Annotated in this window: 13 protein-coding genes; 9 read left to right on the top strand and 4 right to left on the bottom strand. The window is 53.6% G+C overall.

Annotated elements, in window-relative coordinates; all coding sequences use genetic code 11:
• Positions 1 to 85 precede the first annotated feature (85 nt).
• The 5 genes from ACAW74_RS28130 (at position 86) to ACAW74_RS28110 (ending at position 4,485) form a co-directional block, all read left to right on the top strand.
• Positions 86 to 913, top strand: coding sequence for a hypothetical protein (locus tag ACAW74_RS28130; RefSeq protein WP_129606151.1), 828 nt, complete (start codon positions 86 to 88; stop codon positions 911 to 913).
• Positions 914 to 974: 61 nt separating this feature from the next.
• A complete protein-coding gene (locus tag ACAW74_RS28125; protein ID WP_129606149.1) occupies positions 975 to 1,334 on the top strand; it encodes a hypothetical protein in 360 nt (119 codons plus the stop codon).
• Between the two features lie 170 nt (positions 1,335 to 1,504).
• Complete coding sequence (locus tag ACAW74_RS28120; protein WP_240699482.1) at positions 1,505 to 2,191, top strand: phosphatase PAP2 family protein; 687 nt, start codon at positions 1,505 to 1,507, stop codon at positions 2,189 to 2,191.
• A gap of 38 nt (positions 2,192 to 2,229) precedes the next feature.
• Positions 2,230 to 3,360: a tetratricopeptide repeat protein gene (locus tag ACAW74_RS28115; RefSeq protein ID WP_129606145.1), complete on the top strand. Its 1,131-nt coding sequence runs from the start codon at positions 2,230 to 2,232 to the stop codon at positions 3,358 to 3,360.
• 96 nt (positions 3,361 to 3,456) lie between these two features.
• Positions 3,457 to 4,485 (top strand): sulfite exporter TauE/SafE family protein, encoded by a 1,029-nt coding sequence (locus ACAW74_RS28110; RefSeq protein WP_129606143.1) that lies wholly within the window; start codon positions 3,457 to 3,459, stop codon positions 4,483 to 4,485.
• Positions 4,486 to 4,531: 46 nt separating this feature from the next.
• On the opposite strand, the gene ACAW74_RS28105 is transcribed toward ACAW74_RS28110, so the two are convergent.
• The 3 genes from ACAW74_RS28105 to ACAW74_RS28095 all read right to left on the bottom strand — a co-directional run bounded on the left by ACAW74_RS28105 (position 4,532) and on the right by ACAW74_RS28095 (position 6,477).
• Positions 4,532 to 4,921 carry a DMT family transporter gene (locus ACAW74_RS28105; RefSeq protein WP_129606141.1) on the bottom strand — a complete coding sequence of 130 codons (390 nt, stop codon included), beginning with the start codon at positions 4,919 to 4,921 and terminating at the stop codon, positions 4,532 to 4,534.
• A 38-nt stretch (positions 4,922 to 4,959) separates the two neighbouring features.
• Positions 4,960 to 6,078 (bottom strand): glycosyltransferase family protein, encoded by a 1,119-nt coding sequence (locus ACAW74_RS28100; protein WP_370701565.1) that lies wholly within the window; start codon positions 6,076 to 6,078, stop codon positions 4,960 to 4,962.
• A 111-nt stretch (positions 6,079 to 6,189) separates the two neighbouring features.
• On the bottom strand, positions 6,190 to 6,477 hold the full coding sequence (locus ACAW74_RS28095) for a hypothetical protein (protein WP_207366800.1): 288 nt from the start codon (positions 6,475 to 6,477) through the stop codon (positions 6,190 to 6,192).
• A 432-nt stretch (positions 6,478 to 6,909) separates the two neighbouring features.
• Between ACAW74_RS28095 and ACAW74_RS28090 the strand changes: the two genes are divergently transcribed.
• The 4 genes from ACAW74_RS28090 to ACAW74_RS28075 are packed head-to-tail and all read left to right on the top strand — an operon-like array spanning position 6,910 to position 13,076.
• Positions 6,910 to 8,244, top strand: a complete 1,335-nt coding sequence (locus ACAW74_RS28090; RefSeq protein WP_370701564.1) for a TolC family protein — start codon at positions 6,910 to 6,912, stop codon at positions 8,242 to 8,244.
• Positions 8,219 to 9,181, top strand: a complete 963-nt coding sequence (locus ACAW74_RS28085; RefSeq protein ID WP_129606133.1) for an efflux RND transporter periplasmic adaptor subunit — start codon at positions 8,219 to 8,221, stop codon at positions 9,179 to 9,181. Before ACAW74_RS28090 ends, ACAW74_RS28085 begins: the two co-directional genes overlap by 26 nt.
• Complete coding sequence (locus ACAW74_RS28080; RefSeq protein ID WP_129606131.1) at positions 9,178 to 12,342, top strand: efflux RND transporter permease subunit; 3,165 nt, start codon at positions 9,178 to 9,180, stop codon at positions 12,340 to 12,342. Before ACAW74_RS28085 ends, ACAW74_RS28080 begins: the two co-directional genes overlap by 4 nt.
• Positions 12,339 to 13,076, top strand: coding sequence for a COG4705 family protein (locus ACAW74_RS28075; RefSeq protein ID WP_129606129.1), 738 nt, complete (start codon positions 12,339 to 12,341; stop codon positions 13,074 to 13,076). The genes ACAW74_RS28080 and ACAW74_RS28075 overlap by 4 nt, the downstream gene beginning before the upstream one ends.
• Positions 13,077 to 13,164: 88 nt before the next feature.
• Here ACAW74_RS28075 and ACAW74_RS28070 read toward each other — a convergent pair whose 3' ends face one another.
• Positions 13,165 to 15,183, bottom strand: coding sequence for a heavy metal translocating P-type ATPase (locus ACAW74_RS28070; protein WP_129606127.1), 2,019 nt, complete (start codon positions 15,181 to 15,183; stop codon positions 13,165 to 13,167).
• Positions 15,184 to 15,187 lie beyond the last annotated feature (4 nt).

Raw genomic sequence — 15,187 nt, 5'->3', positions numbered from 1 at the left:
AGGCTACCCATCAGGCAACGGCGCAGGTCCACAATGCCGTATGCCTTTCTGCTAATCAATCATGAGCATCTAACCGATCAAATCAATGCGTGTACTTACTCTGGTGGCCACCCTCCTGACGGCCACATTCGCTTACGCCCAGGACAACATCGTTCTCCGAAACGGCGAGGAAATTTCCGCTAAAGTGCTGGAAGTCAACCAAGCCGACTTGAAATACCGCAAGGCATCTAATCCTGAAGGCCCCGTTTATTCGGCTCCGCTCCGCGACGTACTGCTGATTAAGTATGCCAATGGCAGCAAAGATTCATTTGGCACCAACAGCGGACCGTTACTTAGCAAACCATCACCAATGACCAAGTCAGATGCAGCTTCGACGGCCACTAAGTTGGCACCTATAGGCATGGACGGGCTGCGGTATAAAGGGGGTTTATTCAGCCACTTCTATGCTGCCAATGGGCAGCGACTGGGTAACGCAGAGGTCAAGTCGTTACTCTACAACCAGCCTGACGCGCTCACAAGCTTCAATAAAGGTCGTTCGCTACGTACCTGGTCAGTCGTCACGGCTATTCCTGCCGTGGCCTTGATTGGGACGGGTGTGGGCTTACTGGTAGCCGGTGAAGGCGGAGGGGGCCATGACGGCATGGGCAACGAGTCTCAGGGCCGAGATAATGACCCAACCGATACCAACACCTCCGGCGAGAACAGCAATGATGGGCATGGCGATGAAGTGGTAGTCGGTGCTGTCCTGACAGGGAGCGGGGTACTGCTGGGGGCTACGTCACTTTGGTTGAACCACCGGGCCGGGGTGCAATTTCGCCGGGCGGCTGATCGCTACAACGGTCGGGCCGCTACAACCTTACGGTTTGTACCCAGCCGTCGGGGTGTTGGACTTGGAGCCGTGTTGACGTTCTAACCAGATTCAGGAACCGATTTGTTGAGCGCGAATCGGTTCCTACTGTTTTCCCCAATCGTGTATGATACCCCCGACTTTCAGCATCCGAACCCTACGGCGTATCCTGCACAAACGCACAGGGATTGCGACCTGGCGCGTCAAACTTTTCAGCGACCTTCGCCGGGATCTGGGACTGACCGATTGGCAGCTCGAACAGGTGCTTGCCGATATTGCCTTAGTTACGGGTCTGACGTTTCCGGCTGATACCGCTCAACATTTGACCGATGTATTTGACCTGCTCATTCACGTCATTCTGCGCCTGCCCGAAGCCTACGATGCTGAGGCTTACTACGGTCCGCTCCCTGCTCGGTTAGCCGAGAAATTACCACCGACCAACTATGCCCCCACACTCATTGCCTTTGGAGCCGTTCATTTAAACTGATTGACAACGCCCGGTGTCGTTCCCGAATAGGGATACGTCCGGTGGGTACGTTAAGATGTCATCAGTTTTCCTACAGATTCGGGAGCGAACCTTGCCCCAGTTTGTATCTACTCAACGTTATGATTTTTCCAGTTAAGTCAAAGCTGAGCCAAGTCTGGTACCCTCGGCTGTTGTGGTTACTCATTCTCACCGGCTGGACACTCCAGAGTTCAGCCCAGTCCGATTCACTGCCAAACGGGTCGCCGGAACACCCGCCCCGGCTATCAGTTGCCCGGTTGGTTATCCCCTCAGTGTTCATCGGCACGGGCTTATACACGCTTTCCGACAACCACGCTTTCAATCGGTTTCGGGTACGGGGCGAAATTCAGGATCACGTCAATGGCTACCGCACCCACCTCGACGATTATTTGTCGTATGGTCCCAGCGCGTTGTTGGCTGGGTTAACGGCTGCGGGTGTCAAAGGTCGCTCTACCCCATTCGACCGGGCTGGTTTGTGGCTGACGGCCAATGCCATTGCCGGGGCCGTGACATTCGGATTGAAACAAACCACCGGGTACGTTCGGCCCGATGGGTCCAACAACCAGTCGTTCCCGTCGGGCCATACGTCGTTTGCGTTTGCCGGGGCTGGTGTTCTCGACCGGGAGTTTGGGCAAACCAACGTACTGATCCCGATAGCCGGGTACGCAATGGCCGGTTCGACGGGGTACCTCCGTATGGTGAATGATAAACACTGGATTTCGGACGTGCTGGTTGGAGCCGGTATTGGCTTACTATCTGCCGAAGCCGCTTACCACGTGTATCCCTGGGTCAAACGGAAACTGACCCGGCGTCGAAACCGACGTTCATTAACCAATTAAGTGCTGCCCGGTTAGTACCGGGTCTTTCTACTATCGTTATGACGCTGTTCGCGCTGATCAATAAATGGCGGCTTGCCATCGTAGGGTGTTGTTTGCTGTGGACGGGTAGTTTGTTAGCTCAGTCAGTCGGCATCGGCCCTATGGCAGCCCAGCAAACGCTGGTTCGGCAAACCCTACAGGCAATCTATAACAATAATCCAGATCAGGCAGACGGGCTAATCAATCGGTTGGATATGCAAACGGCCCATCATCCCGCCGTGGATTTACTTCGGGCGGTTCGGCTGCACTGGCAATGGTTCCCTGCCCGCACCGACGACCGGTTACGGGGGCAGTTGGTGAGCCTGCTCGAAAAAACGGCGGACGAAACGCAAACGCAACTCGACAAGCGGCCTGATGATCCCGAACTGATATTCACTTATTTCACGACGGAAGCGATGCTTACGCGCATGGCGTATTTTGATCACCAAACGCTTAAGTCGGTAGGTTACGCTAAAAAGGCGTATAGCTACCTTCAAAAGGGGCGGGCCTATCGGCAGCAATATCCCGATTTTAGTTTGTCGTCGGGGCTGTACGATTATTACCGCGAAGAATATCCTGAACTGCACCCGGTTTATAAACCGTTGGTTTGGTTTATGCGCTCCGGCGACAAGCAAAATGGGCTGGCTCAGTTGGGAATAGCCTCGAAGCAATCGTTGTTTTCGCAGGTGGAGGCCACACTCTACCTTACCCACATCCTGGCCGATTATGAGAACCGCGCTTCGGAAGCGTTGCCATATCTGGCACAACTGACCAAGCAGTATCCGAACAACCCTTTCTTCGTAGTACGATATGCCGAGGTGCTGTTACATGCAGGGCGACTAACGCAAGCCATTCCACTAATCGACAGCGTGTTGACTATTTGGCAGCCTTTTTATCGGCAAATTGGTCTGCTATTGATGGCACGACTAAAATTGGCGCAGGGAGCTTTGACCGAAGCGGATACCCTGGCTCAAACTGCCCTGCAAAAGCAGCCTAAAGATGAAGCTTACCAAGCGTGGGCCTACGCCGTACGGGCGCGGGTGGCCGCTCGGACCAATCAACCGCAACAAGCGCGGCTATTTTACAAAAAAGTCCTTGATCTGGCTGAATATCCGATTCTGAGCACAGAAGCAAAACAGTACCTAAAGTAAGAAATAACTATCAACTCAATTTTCACGCAGTTGTACGATTGGTTGGCGAAACAAGTTGATACGTATCGCCAACTTGACAAGTTTTTCGATACATAGATGATTGCCTCTGGTCTGTTATTATTTGGCTGTGCCCTGTTGGCCTTCTCGCTTAGTGCTGTTTGTGGCGGAGGGGCCGGTCTTTTGCTGTTACCTGTTTTAGGCTCTATCGTACCAGGCGCACAGGTTCCGGCTGCCCTGTCAATCGGCACTGTTTCCAGTTCGGCCTCCCGGATTGTCGCTTTCTGGTCGCGTATTCGGTGGGATGTCGTGATTTGGTTTGTGCCACCGGCCCTGCCCGCCGTGTGGTTGGGTGCCCGGCTACTCAGTTACATTAACCCGCTATACCTCGAACTGCTGATGGGTTTGTTCCTAATGGCTAACCTGCCCTTAATTTTCCGCTCAACCGCCGAACTGGAGACTACGCATCCGCTGCCCAAAGGTTACCTGGCAATCATTGGGGCGGCTGCGGGTTTCGTTTCCGGGTTAACGGGGGCTGTTGGCTTATTATTCAATCGGTTTTACCTGCGCTACGGGTTACAGAAGGAAGAGATTGTTGCCACACGAGCCGCGAACGAAGTTCTACTGCACGTAGTGAAATTAGCGTTGTACGCTTCGTTTGGCCTGTTGACGGGCAAGGCGTTAACGTTTGGTGCCGTGATTGCCGTAGCCGCTTTTGTGTCTTCCTGGGGCATGAAGTGGCTGCTCCCCCGGCTGAGTGAGAGTCTCTTCCGTCGGGTCGGCTATGCCGCTATGGTCGTGTCGGGACTCAGTTTATTTACCGAAGCATCGGCGCAGGTTGTCAACAAGAACGGTGTTGACATTGATTACGCGCCTTTCTCTGATGGTCTTGAAACTCAACTTCAATGGCGTAAACAATTATTCGCCCTGGAGTTTGAATACGATGAGGGATTCGAGTTTGAGCGTAGCATTAAACTCTCCGAACTGCCGCCCGATAAGCAGGCTCACGTGAATGCACTTAGTCGAGGGGCAGATAAAGTGTTCCTCGAAGAAGTATACGGCATTGACCGACACAGTTATGAGGCTTATATCTTTCGTGGGGGAAAATTAGAAAAGTATGATTTTTAGTGAGTTAGGTAGGTTTCTATATCAGGTACTGTTCGTAGGAGTTAGCTCAGTGAGTTGACCCGGCCCATTTCAGGCCAACAATACCAACGATGATGACGAACCCGAAAAACAATTCGGTAAATGACCAACCTGCCTTTAGCCACAGCACATCCGTTACTTTGAGGATGATGAGCGACGTAGCCATCCATACGGCAAAAGCCATCGCCGTTGGGATGGTTCGCATGGCAATGGCCAGCAACACCGAGTTAACGACACCAAACACGATGTAGGCAATCCAGGGCCACAGCACAGCCATGCCGCCGTCGGAGCGGTACAGGGTTGCCCACCGGAGTGTTTTAAGAGCAGGCAGATCAATGTATTTCAGCGAGTACGTCCAGGCCATCTCACAAAAAGCAGCACCAAGCAGACATAACCACGACAGGAGGGATGTGTTCATAGATCAGTTGAGTTGTGTCGGTTCCGACACCTATTAGCTCAGGTGGCCGAGTTAGTCGGCGGAATAAGACGTTGTAGGGCAATCACAAACCGCCATTCGCCACTGGCATACCAGTTTTTAAACCGATTGCTCACCGAGTGGTCATGCGTGGGCAGGTACGTCAGCAGTCGACGCAGGTCAAAGCGATTAGCCGCCAACCCCGCGCCCACCCGCTGCCCGTCGAGTGCGTTGCAAGCCTGTTCGTAGTGATTAGGTTGCGGCATCATCAGCACGGGCTTGCCTAAGTAAAGGGCTTCACAAACGGATTCAAATCCGGCTGTAGTTACTACTGCTTCGCAGTGCTGCATGTACTTCAGGTAGCGAATGCCGTCGATGCGGTGAAAAAAGAGGTGGTTGTCCACCTGCTCTTGGGTTTCCTGCGTCGTGGCGTTGAAGTAATGGACAACCATCTCCGGGCATTGTCGGTGTGCTTCCAGCACCTCGCTCACCAAGCCGGGTTGCGTGGTGTAAGCCAGTACGTAGGGGCAGCAGTCCGTTCTGTCATCTTGGATACGGCAGGCGGTAAGCTCTCGTCGCAGCAGGGGAGGCATTACACGCAACCGACGTCTGGGTACGTCGGTTTGCTGGTCGAACGACAGGCCGAAAAGCTCGGTTGCGCCCCAACTGTTCAGAAGGACCAATGCTTTGAATAACAGTTTGTCGAACCAACTGCCTTTTGGAAACGTGAACGAATCGTGAAACGCCAGGCATTGATGCCCTACGCAGACCATTGGCGTGGAGGGCCGGTACAGCCCATAAGTGAGGCCACCAAGTAGTTCAAAAAAGTTGACGACAATATCCGGCTTCTCGGTCAGGATAGCCATTCTGAGTTGACGAACACTTTGACGGAACGTTGGCAGTTGTCGAATAATAACCCGTATGGTCGTTTTCAGATCGAGGGCGTTGGTTTGCGGATCATAAACAAGTGCCGGTCCGGGCAGGGAGATGATCGGGGCGGTGAACTGCTCGACGAAAAAGGGTGGCACGGGCCGTCCTGTTGCCACGTTGACCCAGGCACCTATAACCTCATGACCAGCTTCCTGAAGCAATTGCGCCAGCGAAATAGCCTGTGTCAAATGACCTCGACCTTCGCCCTGCACGATGAATAAAAGGCGCATAGAATACGAATCTTGTCTGGTATTGGGCTACCAACAGGTGTGAATTGCCGATGCATGTAGGTGAATGAAAAACGGGCCGGTTTCTATGCCGGCCCGTTCGGGAATAGATAACTACAGCTTCTTTTTGACGACAGCCGCGTCTTTTTTAACCTCGTCTTTCAGCAGCTTTTTGTCGGCCTTGAACGTGCGTTTCCGATCTGCTTTCAACGCCTGTCGGTCTCCACGCAGTTTGTCATCCTTGCGATCCGACTTTAACTCCTTCAGCGTAGCCTTATCACTGGCTACGGTGGCTTTGGCTTCAGTGACAGCCTCTTTTTTGTGTGCTTTGCCACTCTGGGCCTGGGCATTTCCGGCGAAAAGAGCAGCAACCATTATTGCTGCCAGCATTGTGTTTTTCATAACTATTTTGTTTTAAAACGTTGACTGTTAATTCAATTAACCGCTCTACTTCTGCCCCCGGCTGGGCGGTTTTGCTGACTGTGTATTCGTGCTGACGGATCAGAGGTATACAAAAAGCCATACGGAGATTTTGATATCCGCCGTTGCCTGATCGAATCGAATTTTTCCAAAAGCGAAGCGAGTGCGGCTGAAAATTACATCAAACGTACAGGGAGATTCTGAGGCAAATCTGAAGCAATAGATTCCGTGCAGTAAGGATCAATCGGTCTATCAGAAGCTGATTCGTTTGCGCTAACGCTTCATAAACAGCATCAGTACCAGATACAGATTTACTTCAAGATTGACCACGACGTTTGCATTACCCAAACCGAATTGGATTTGGGCGTGGTGCTTTTTTATCAGGGCATCAAGAGAATCACTGATGGACAGCGTATGCAAACGAAACAACCAGAGGACAGCAAGCTGAGGGTAGTGCTGTTGTTGACTGGACTGTATCTGGTTTCGGCAGTCGGCGTATTGGCTCAATCCGGCCAGCCCCAACGGACATTAGACTATTACCTGGAAAATGCCCGTCAAACCAGTCCACTTGTTCGTGATAACCAAAACCAGCTGCAGGCTAATGCGCTGGAGGCTCAGCGTCTTCAGGCATTCTACACAAAACCGCTGGTGCAGGTGACGGGCAACGCACAGTTCTCTCCGATCTTCTCAACCGATAAAGGCGGCTTTCATCCAGAACTTAATTCGTCGGGAGCAACCAACTACTTCGGGTACGATTTGGCGGTGTCCAACGGTGGCTTGTATCAGGGACTGGTTTCGGCCACGCAACCCATTTCTAATTTATTTCGGGCAAAAGCATTTGCCGCGCCGTTTGTGCTGGCTTCTCAGGTTGGTCAGACGGTGATCCGGCTGGGTCAGCACGACGTTGAAAAGATTGTTACCGATCAGTACATTCTGTGTTTGCAGGACCGCTTGCAGGTGCAGTATACCGATAGCCTGTTGCGGGTGCTACGCGAACAGCGGCAGATTGTCCAGAAGTTTGTCGAGTCTTCGCTGCTCAAGCAATCGGACCTAACGCTGGTTGACATCGAAGCCCAAACCCAGCAGAATCTGCGCGTTGGCTACCAAACGGCCTACCGACGGGATGTACTCGAGTTGAATGCGTTAAGCGGCATCGCCGATACCACGTTAGTCAATTTGGCTCCACTGTACTTGGTCATAGCTCCCGACATCGGCTCAGTACCCTCTGGATTCACGCAACGATACGCTTTGGATAGCGTAGCCCTAACTGCCCAGCAAACCATTTTCGATTTGCGTTACCGACCTCAATGGATTGCGTTCGGTAACGCCGGGCTAAATACGTCCTACATCCCCGACATCCCCCGTCGCTTTGGGTTTAGTGCGGGCGTTTCCCTGGTCTGGACACTCTTCGACGGGCACCAGAAGCGTATCAACGCGCAACGCACCAGTATCCTACAACAGAGCCTGGGCAACTACCGCCGGTTCATCGACACGCAGAATGGGGTGCGTCGGGAGCGGATACGGGGTGAGTTAAGAGGGCTTGACGAACGACTCGCCGTGTTCCGGCAGCAGATAGCGGGCTACGAAGCCGTGCTGGCTTCTTACCGGCGCGAACTTCTACAGGGTCAGCTTTCCATTATCAATTACATCACCGTTCTGAAAAACATGGTCGCCGTTCGGCGCGATGCCTTACTGATTCAATCGAATCGTCAACTACTTGTCAATGCGTACAATTATTATAACTGGTAGTGAACGGCTTAGTCTTCAGCTATCTACAGGCGTGCTGCTGCTGATGGGCTTGTTTGCCTGCAACAAGCCGCAGGCTACCGATGCGTCCCAGCAGCAAACCCGCACCGCCCGAACGCCCGTTACCGTGCAGGCCGTTGGTCGGGGCGGCATCAGCAATAGCCTGACGCTGTTCGGGACGACGCTGTATCTGCGCCGAAATGCCATTACGGCACCCGTGGCCGCCTTCGTCACAAAAGTGTACGTTAGCCTGGGCGCACAGGTACGTGCCGGCCAGCCGCTCTACCAATTAGAAACTAAGGAGCGACGCGCCCTGGGAAGACTGGCTATTTCGGGCGATACAGCCATTATTGGCTTAGTCACGGTGCGGGCCTCGTCGGGGGGCGTGATCAGTACGTTCGATAAGCAGCAAACGGGCGACTACGTGCTGGAGGGCACCCAGCTTTGCACCATCGCAGAAAATAGTGCCTTGGCCGTGCAGGTCAACGTGCCTTACGAATATGAGGCTCTGGCCCGGCCCGGTCGAACCTGCCGGGTACGTTTGCCCGATGGCCGCGCCCTGACTGCTACGTTCACCACCCCCTTAACGACGGTCAACGCGCTGGCTCAAACTCAGAGTGTATTAGCGCGCATTACTCGCCCCATTCCACTCCCCGAAAACCTAACCGTACAGGTTGACGTGACCAGCCAGGCTAACGCCCAAGCCCAGTTGCTGCCCAAAGCCGCCGTACTCAGCGACGAGATGCTGCAACACTTTTGGGTTATGCGACTGCTGAATGATAGCACGGCGATCAAAGTGCCCGTTCAGCTTGGCGAACGAACGACCACGACAGTAGAGGTACGTTCCCCCCACTTCGGAATTGGTGACCGCATCGTCACCGAAGGCAATTACGGCCTGCCCGACACAGCCCGTGTACTGGTAACTCCGGCAAAGCGATGACCGAACAGCCCTCTGCTTCCGCCACGACTACGCCAACCAATGAACCGGTTCGTCGTTCTTATTTTGAGGTGTTTAGTCGCCCCATTCTGTTCACGGGTGTGTTGTTGCTGATCGCCGGTATCTATGCCTATACCCGGATGCAGACCAATCTGTTTCCCGAAGTACTGTTCCCGCGTGTATCCATCATTGTCGACAACGGTCAGCAGCCCATTGATCGGATGATGATTACCGTTACCAAGCCGCTGGAGAGCGCGGTTAAGAAAGTCAATGGCGTAACGATTGTTAAGAGCAGCACCAGCCGGGGTAGTTGCACCATCGACGTGTTTTTCAAGTGGGGGCAGGATATTTACACCCAGAAGACGCAGGTCGAGAGCCGGATCAATGAGATTCGCAACTTCTTGCCGCCGGGCGTGAACCTCTCCATTGAGGCCATGAACCAGTCGCTGTTTCCGGTCTATGGCTATACGTTGGAAAGCGACCAGCACGGATTAGTTGCGTTGCGAGATCGCGCCAACTTGCTGGTACGTCCTCTGTTTTCGCAGGTATCGGGTATTGCTAACGTCGTGGTGCGGGGAGGAAAGGCTAAAGAGATTGTGGTCATACCCGATGCGGTGAAACTGGCTTCGGTGAACTTGCCCATCTCGGCTCTCATAACCGCCATCAACGCCAACAATAACGTACTGTCCAACGGCTACGTAGCCGACTACAGACGGCTTTACCTGACGCTGACCGACACACGAGTGCTCGACGTGGACGCACTGAATGCGTTGATTGTCAAAAACGACGGTACCCGGATGGTAACGCTCGGCGAAGTTGCCCGTGTTGAGGTGCAGGAACAGCAACAGGAATTTTTAGTGATCAACGCCAATGGTCACCAAGCGGTGCAAATCGATTTGGTCAAACAGCCGGGCGTGAACCTGATTGACTTTGCTAAAAACGCTGAGGCCAAAGCGGTTGAGGTTCGTAAGATCCTGCCCCGTGGTATGCGGCTCAAACCCTACTATGACCAGTCGGCGTTCGTGGGCGATAGTGTTCACAGTGTCATCAAGACCATTTACGAAGGGTTGCTGCTGGCTATCTTGGTCATGATCGTCTTTCTACGGTCGTGGCGGGCTTCCACGGTGGTGTTGCTGACGATTCCCGTTACGCTGGCCTTTACGATTTTAGTGCTTTACGTGGTGGGCATTAGCATTAATATTATGTCGTTGGGGGCAATTGCTGCTTCTATCGGGCTGATCATCGACGATGCCATCGTTATCATCGAACAGATCTACCGCGTCCATGAAGAGGAACCGGAGAAAAACCGGTTTGCCGTGGTGCAGGAGGCCCTTCATAACCTGTTTCCGGCGATGGTTGGCTCCTCGCTTTCTACCATCGTCATTCACTTTCCATTTCGACTGATGAGCGGGCTGGCTGGTAGCTTCTTTCGGGAGCTATCCGATACCATGCAGATCACGATGGTCTGTTCTTTTTTAGTAACGTGGCTGTTGCTGCCGGTACTGCACCTATTAATTGGTTTCAAAGCTTCCAAGAACGCTCATGCTGTCGATGAATTCGCTCAGGTACGTCGGCTGTACTGGTTAACGCAGCTCTTCACCAAGCCGGTTGTGTCATTACTTTTAGTGGGGCTGCTGGGTTTTGGAGCATGGTTCTCATACGGTCGTTTAGAAACCGGCTTTCTGCCCGACCTCGACGAGGGGACTATCGTGCTGGATTACTTCACGCCACCGGGTACGTCTATCCAGGAAACGGATCGGATTCTGCGCCAAGCGGAAAAGATTATTGTGGCCGATTCCAACGTGGCGACCTATTCCCGACGAACGGGCATCAGCATGGGGTTCCGGGGGGTGCCGCCCAATTTCGGCGACTATTCGATTCAGCTAAAAACAAACCGAACCAAAACGACCGTCGAAGTCATTGACGATCTGCGGACACGTATCAATGCCGCTCAACCGGTGCTGAGTATTTCGTTCGGTCAGCGTATCGCCGATCTGTTAGGTGATCTCATGAGTACCCCCCAGCCAATCGAGATCAAGCTGTTCGGTGATAATTACATCCTGTTACAAACGCTTTCCAAACAGGCATCGGGCATTCTGGAGACGATACCGGGGGTGGTCGACGTAAACGACGGGTTGGTTGAAGCGGGGCCGTCGCTGGTTTTCGAGCCGGATCAGGCTAAGTTGAGTCAGTACAAGATTGGCTTGATCGACTTTCAGACTCAACTTACGGCCTACACGGGGGGCGTATCCCTCGGCCCCAACGCGGCCCAGCCCGTACCCTCGCCCGCGCAGGCGGCCCTCACGGCGGGGATTCAAGTCGGCTCGTTTCAGGATGGCGAGCAGATGCGCCGGATGGTGTTGCGCTTTGCCAACTTTGACCAAAACGATTTAGATAAGCTAAGGAACGTACTGATCTTCCTACCTGACGGCACCACCCGACCGCTATCCTTCTTCTGCCGGGTAACGGTGCTGGGCGGAGAGATTGAGCAACGACGTGAAGATCTTAAATCCTCCGTGGTGCTGACTGCCCGGCTGAACGGGCGGGACTTAGGCAGCACAATCCGCGATATACAAACGCAGTTTGCTCAAAAGTTGCCTCTACCCCAGGGCTACACGGTTGGCTACGGCGGAGCGTACGCCCAGCAACAACAGTCGTTTGGTGAATTACTGCTCATTCTGACACTGGCCTCGTTATTGGTATTGGCCGTGCTGATGTTCCTATTCAAAGACTGGTGGCTATCGGTGCTGGTGTTACTGCTCTCGCTGCTGGGCATCACCGGTTGTATTACTGCACTGTACTTAACTGGCATCCCGCTGAACGTGAGTAGCTACACGGGTATCATCATGATTGTGGGTATCATCGCTGAGAACGCCATTTTCACGGTCAATCAGTTTGAACACACGCTGGCCCGAACCGGTGATGTGGACGAGTCGGTCAACTATGCCATTGCCCTGCGGCTTCGCCCCAAACTAATGACGGCCATCGGGGCCATCCTTGCCCTGATGCCCCTGGCACTGGGTTTTGGGCTGGGGGCGCAAATGCAACAGCCGCTGGCAGTCGCGGTGATTGGCGGCTTCGTTGCCGGATTACCCCTGCTGCTGTTAGTTCTTCCCACTGCGCTTCGGGCTTTGTTCCATAGGCGCGTAATCCATCCATCATGAAAAAAGTACCTGAAATCACCCTGCTGTTCTGGGTTATGAAAATCTGTGCAACAACCCTGGGCGAAACAGCAGGTGACCTGTTGGCGCAGACGCTGAATGTAGGCTACGGCCTTAGTTCGCTGATACTGATTGGTTTTTTCGTGGTTGTTCTACTGCTACAACTCCGCGCCAAACGTTACGTACCTGCCCTTTACTGGTCGGTTATTTTAGCGACCAGCACCGCCGGGACAACGATGTCGGACTATATGGACCGAACGCTTGGGCTTGGCTATGCAACCGGCTCGGCCATTTTGGTGGTACTGCTGGGAGTTGTTCTGGCGGTGTGGTATCGGTCGGAGAAAAGTTTGTCGGTGACAGATATCAAAACAGCCCGACCCGAAAGTTTTTACTGGACCGCTATTCTCGTTTCCAATACGCTGGGAACAGCCTTGGGTGATTACCTGGCTGATGATTCGGGATTGGGCTTCGGCGGTGGTGCGCTGCTGATTGGCTCGTTAATCGGTTTGGTTATTCTGGCGCACTATTTCAGCCGAATTTCTTCAGTCGTACTGTTCTGGATTGCCTTCGTGCTGACTCGTCCGTTCGGTGCCACGTTTGGTGACCTGCTCACTAAATCGACTAACAAAGGGGGTCTTGGCTTTGGTACCCAAGGATCATCGCTGATTCTTTTTGGTTTGTTGATTGGTCTTGTCGCATTCACATCGTTTCAGCGAAAAGAACACCGGCTGAGTTGAGTAAACAAAACACGGAGACATCTGTATCCTGCCGCGTTCCATCGTCATCAGCCTTTCTTAGTAGTGACGATGGAACGCGACACGTTTATCAATTGAACTTGAGATTTTGCACCCGCACGGCGTTCAAAATAGCCAGCATTGCCACACCCACATCGGCGAAGACTGCTTCCCACATCGTGGCCAGGCCACCAGCCCCCAATACCAGTACGATGCCTTTTACTACCAGCGAGAGGGTAATGTTTTGCCACACAATTCGCCGTGTGGCCCGGCCAATCTCAATAGCGGTGGCAATCTTGGACGGCTCGTCGTTTTGAATAATTACATCGGCGGTTTCGATGGTCGCATCGGAGCCTAAGCCCCCCATTGCCATGCCTACGTCGGCCAGAGCCACCACCGGTGCGTCGTTCACGCCGTCACCCACGAACGCCAGCTTCGCCTTTGTATTACCGGCCAATTCGGCTTTGAGCCGCTCGACCTGCGTTACTTTATCTTCGGGCAACAGATCGCCGTGCCATTCGTCTACCCCCACTTGTTTAGCGACCGCTTCGACCACCGCGCTTTTGTCACCCGACAGCATCACGGTACGGATGCCTTCGGCTTTCAAACGAGCCACTGCCTTTATGGCATCGGGTTTGGCTTCGTCGGCAATGGTGAAGTAGCCCGTAAATTGGCCATCGATGGCCGTCATCACGATGGTGTAAGGAATTTTGGTTAGGGCCTCGTCGAACGCTACGTTGAACTTCCGAAGCAGCTTGGCGTTACCGGCCAACATCTCTTTACCGTCAACCCGGCCTTTCAGCCCATGACCGGCTATTTCTTCAACCTCATCAACTGACACCGCATCGTATCCAGTTTCTACATAGTCTAAAATTGCGGTGGCTACCGGGTGGGTCGATTTGCTTTCCAAAGCCGCCGTCAGCCGAGCCAATTGGCCTGCCTCTATGCCCACTGCCTTCACTTCCTGTACCTTGAACACTCCTTTGGTCAACGTACCCGTTTTATCCATAACGACCGTTTTAAGCTGGGTCATCAGGTCTAAAAATACCGAGCCTTTGAATAGTATACCTTGCCGCGACCCGGCTCCGATACCGCCGAAATAGCCGAGCGGTATAGAGATAACCAATGCACAGGGGCAACCAATGACCAAAAACACCAAACCCCGGTAGAGCCAGTCGGCAAAGCGGTAATCGGCCACGAAGAAATAGGGTACGACGGTGATTAATACCGCTAGTAAACAGATAATGGGCGTGTACACTTTAGCGAAGCGGGCAATGAATTCCTGCGTCTGGGCTTTGCGACCCGTTGCCTGCTGCACTAACTTTAGAATACGGGACAGCTTGGAGTCTTGATAAGGAGTCGTTACGTCCATCTCGATCAGCGATTGGCGGTTAATCATGCCGGCTAGTACAGCCTCTCCTTTTTCGATGGTGCGTGGAACGCTTTCACCCGTTAGGGCTGCCGTGTCGAACGTACCGGCACTGGAACGCATGGTTCCGTCCAGCCCGACCTTCTCGCCCGGCTTGATCTGTACGACATCCCCCACCGCTACGGTCGCAGCCTTTACTACCTGCGCTTTCCCCTCTTTGAGCACCGTCACTTCATCGGGCCGCACGTCCAGCAGGGCCTTGATCGACCGACGCGCCCGCAGCACGGCGGCATCCTGAAACAACTCGCCGATGGTGTAAAACAGCATCACGGCTACCCCTTCTGGGTATTCGCGAATGGCAAACGCGCCGAGGGTGGCTACGCTCATCAGGAAAAATTCGGTAAAGACATCGCCCCGGATGCTGCTGCTCCACGCCCGGCGCAGCACCGGCCAGCCAACGGGCAGATACGCCACAATGTACCAGATAAGCCGCACAGGGTCTTTGAACCAACCGGTAGCGTACTTATCCAGGGCGATACCGCTCAGCAGCAGCACCAAACTACTAATAGCCGGGGCATAGGTGCGCCAGGTTTGTTCTGGGCCTTTTTTTGCCGGAGCAGCATCCGCAGCCGGGGTAGTGCCCTCCTCGATCAGCTCCACATCGTCGTGGTCGTGATCGTGGTCATGCCCATCGGCATCGTGGTCGCGCCGAAACGCCGGATCGTTATGATTTTGTGCCATGTTA

The sequence above is a fragment of the Fibrella musci genome (assembly GCF_041321105.1).
GTDB lineage: Bacteria > Bacteroidota > Bacteroidia > Cytophagales > Spirosomataceae > Fibrella > Fibrella musci.
The sequence above is the reverse complement of the archived record's forward strand: the minus strand, read 5'-3'. Positions and strand labels throughout refer to the sequence as shown.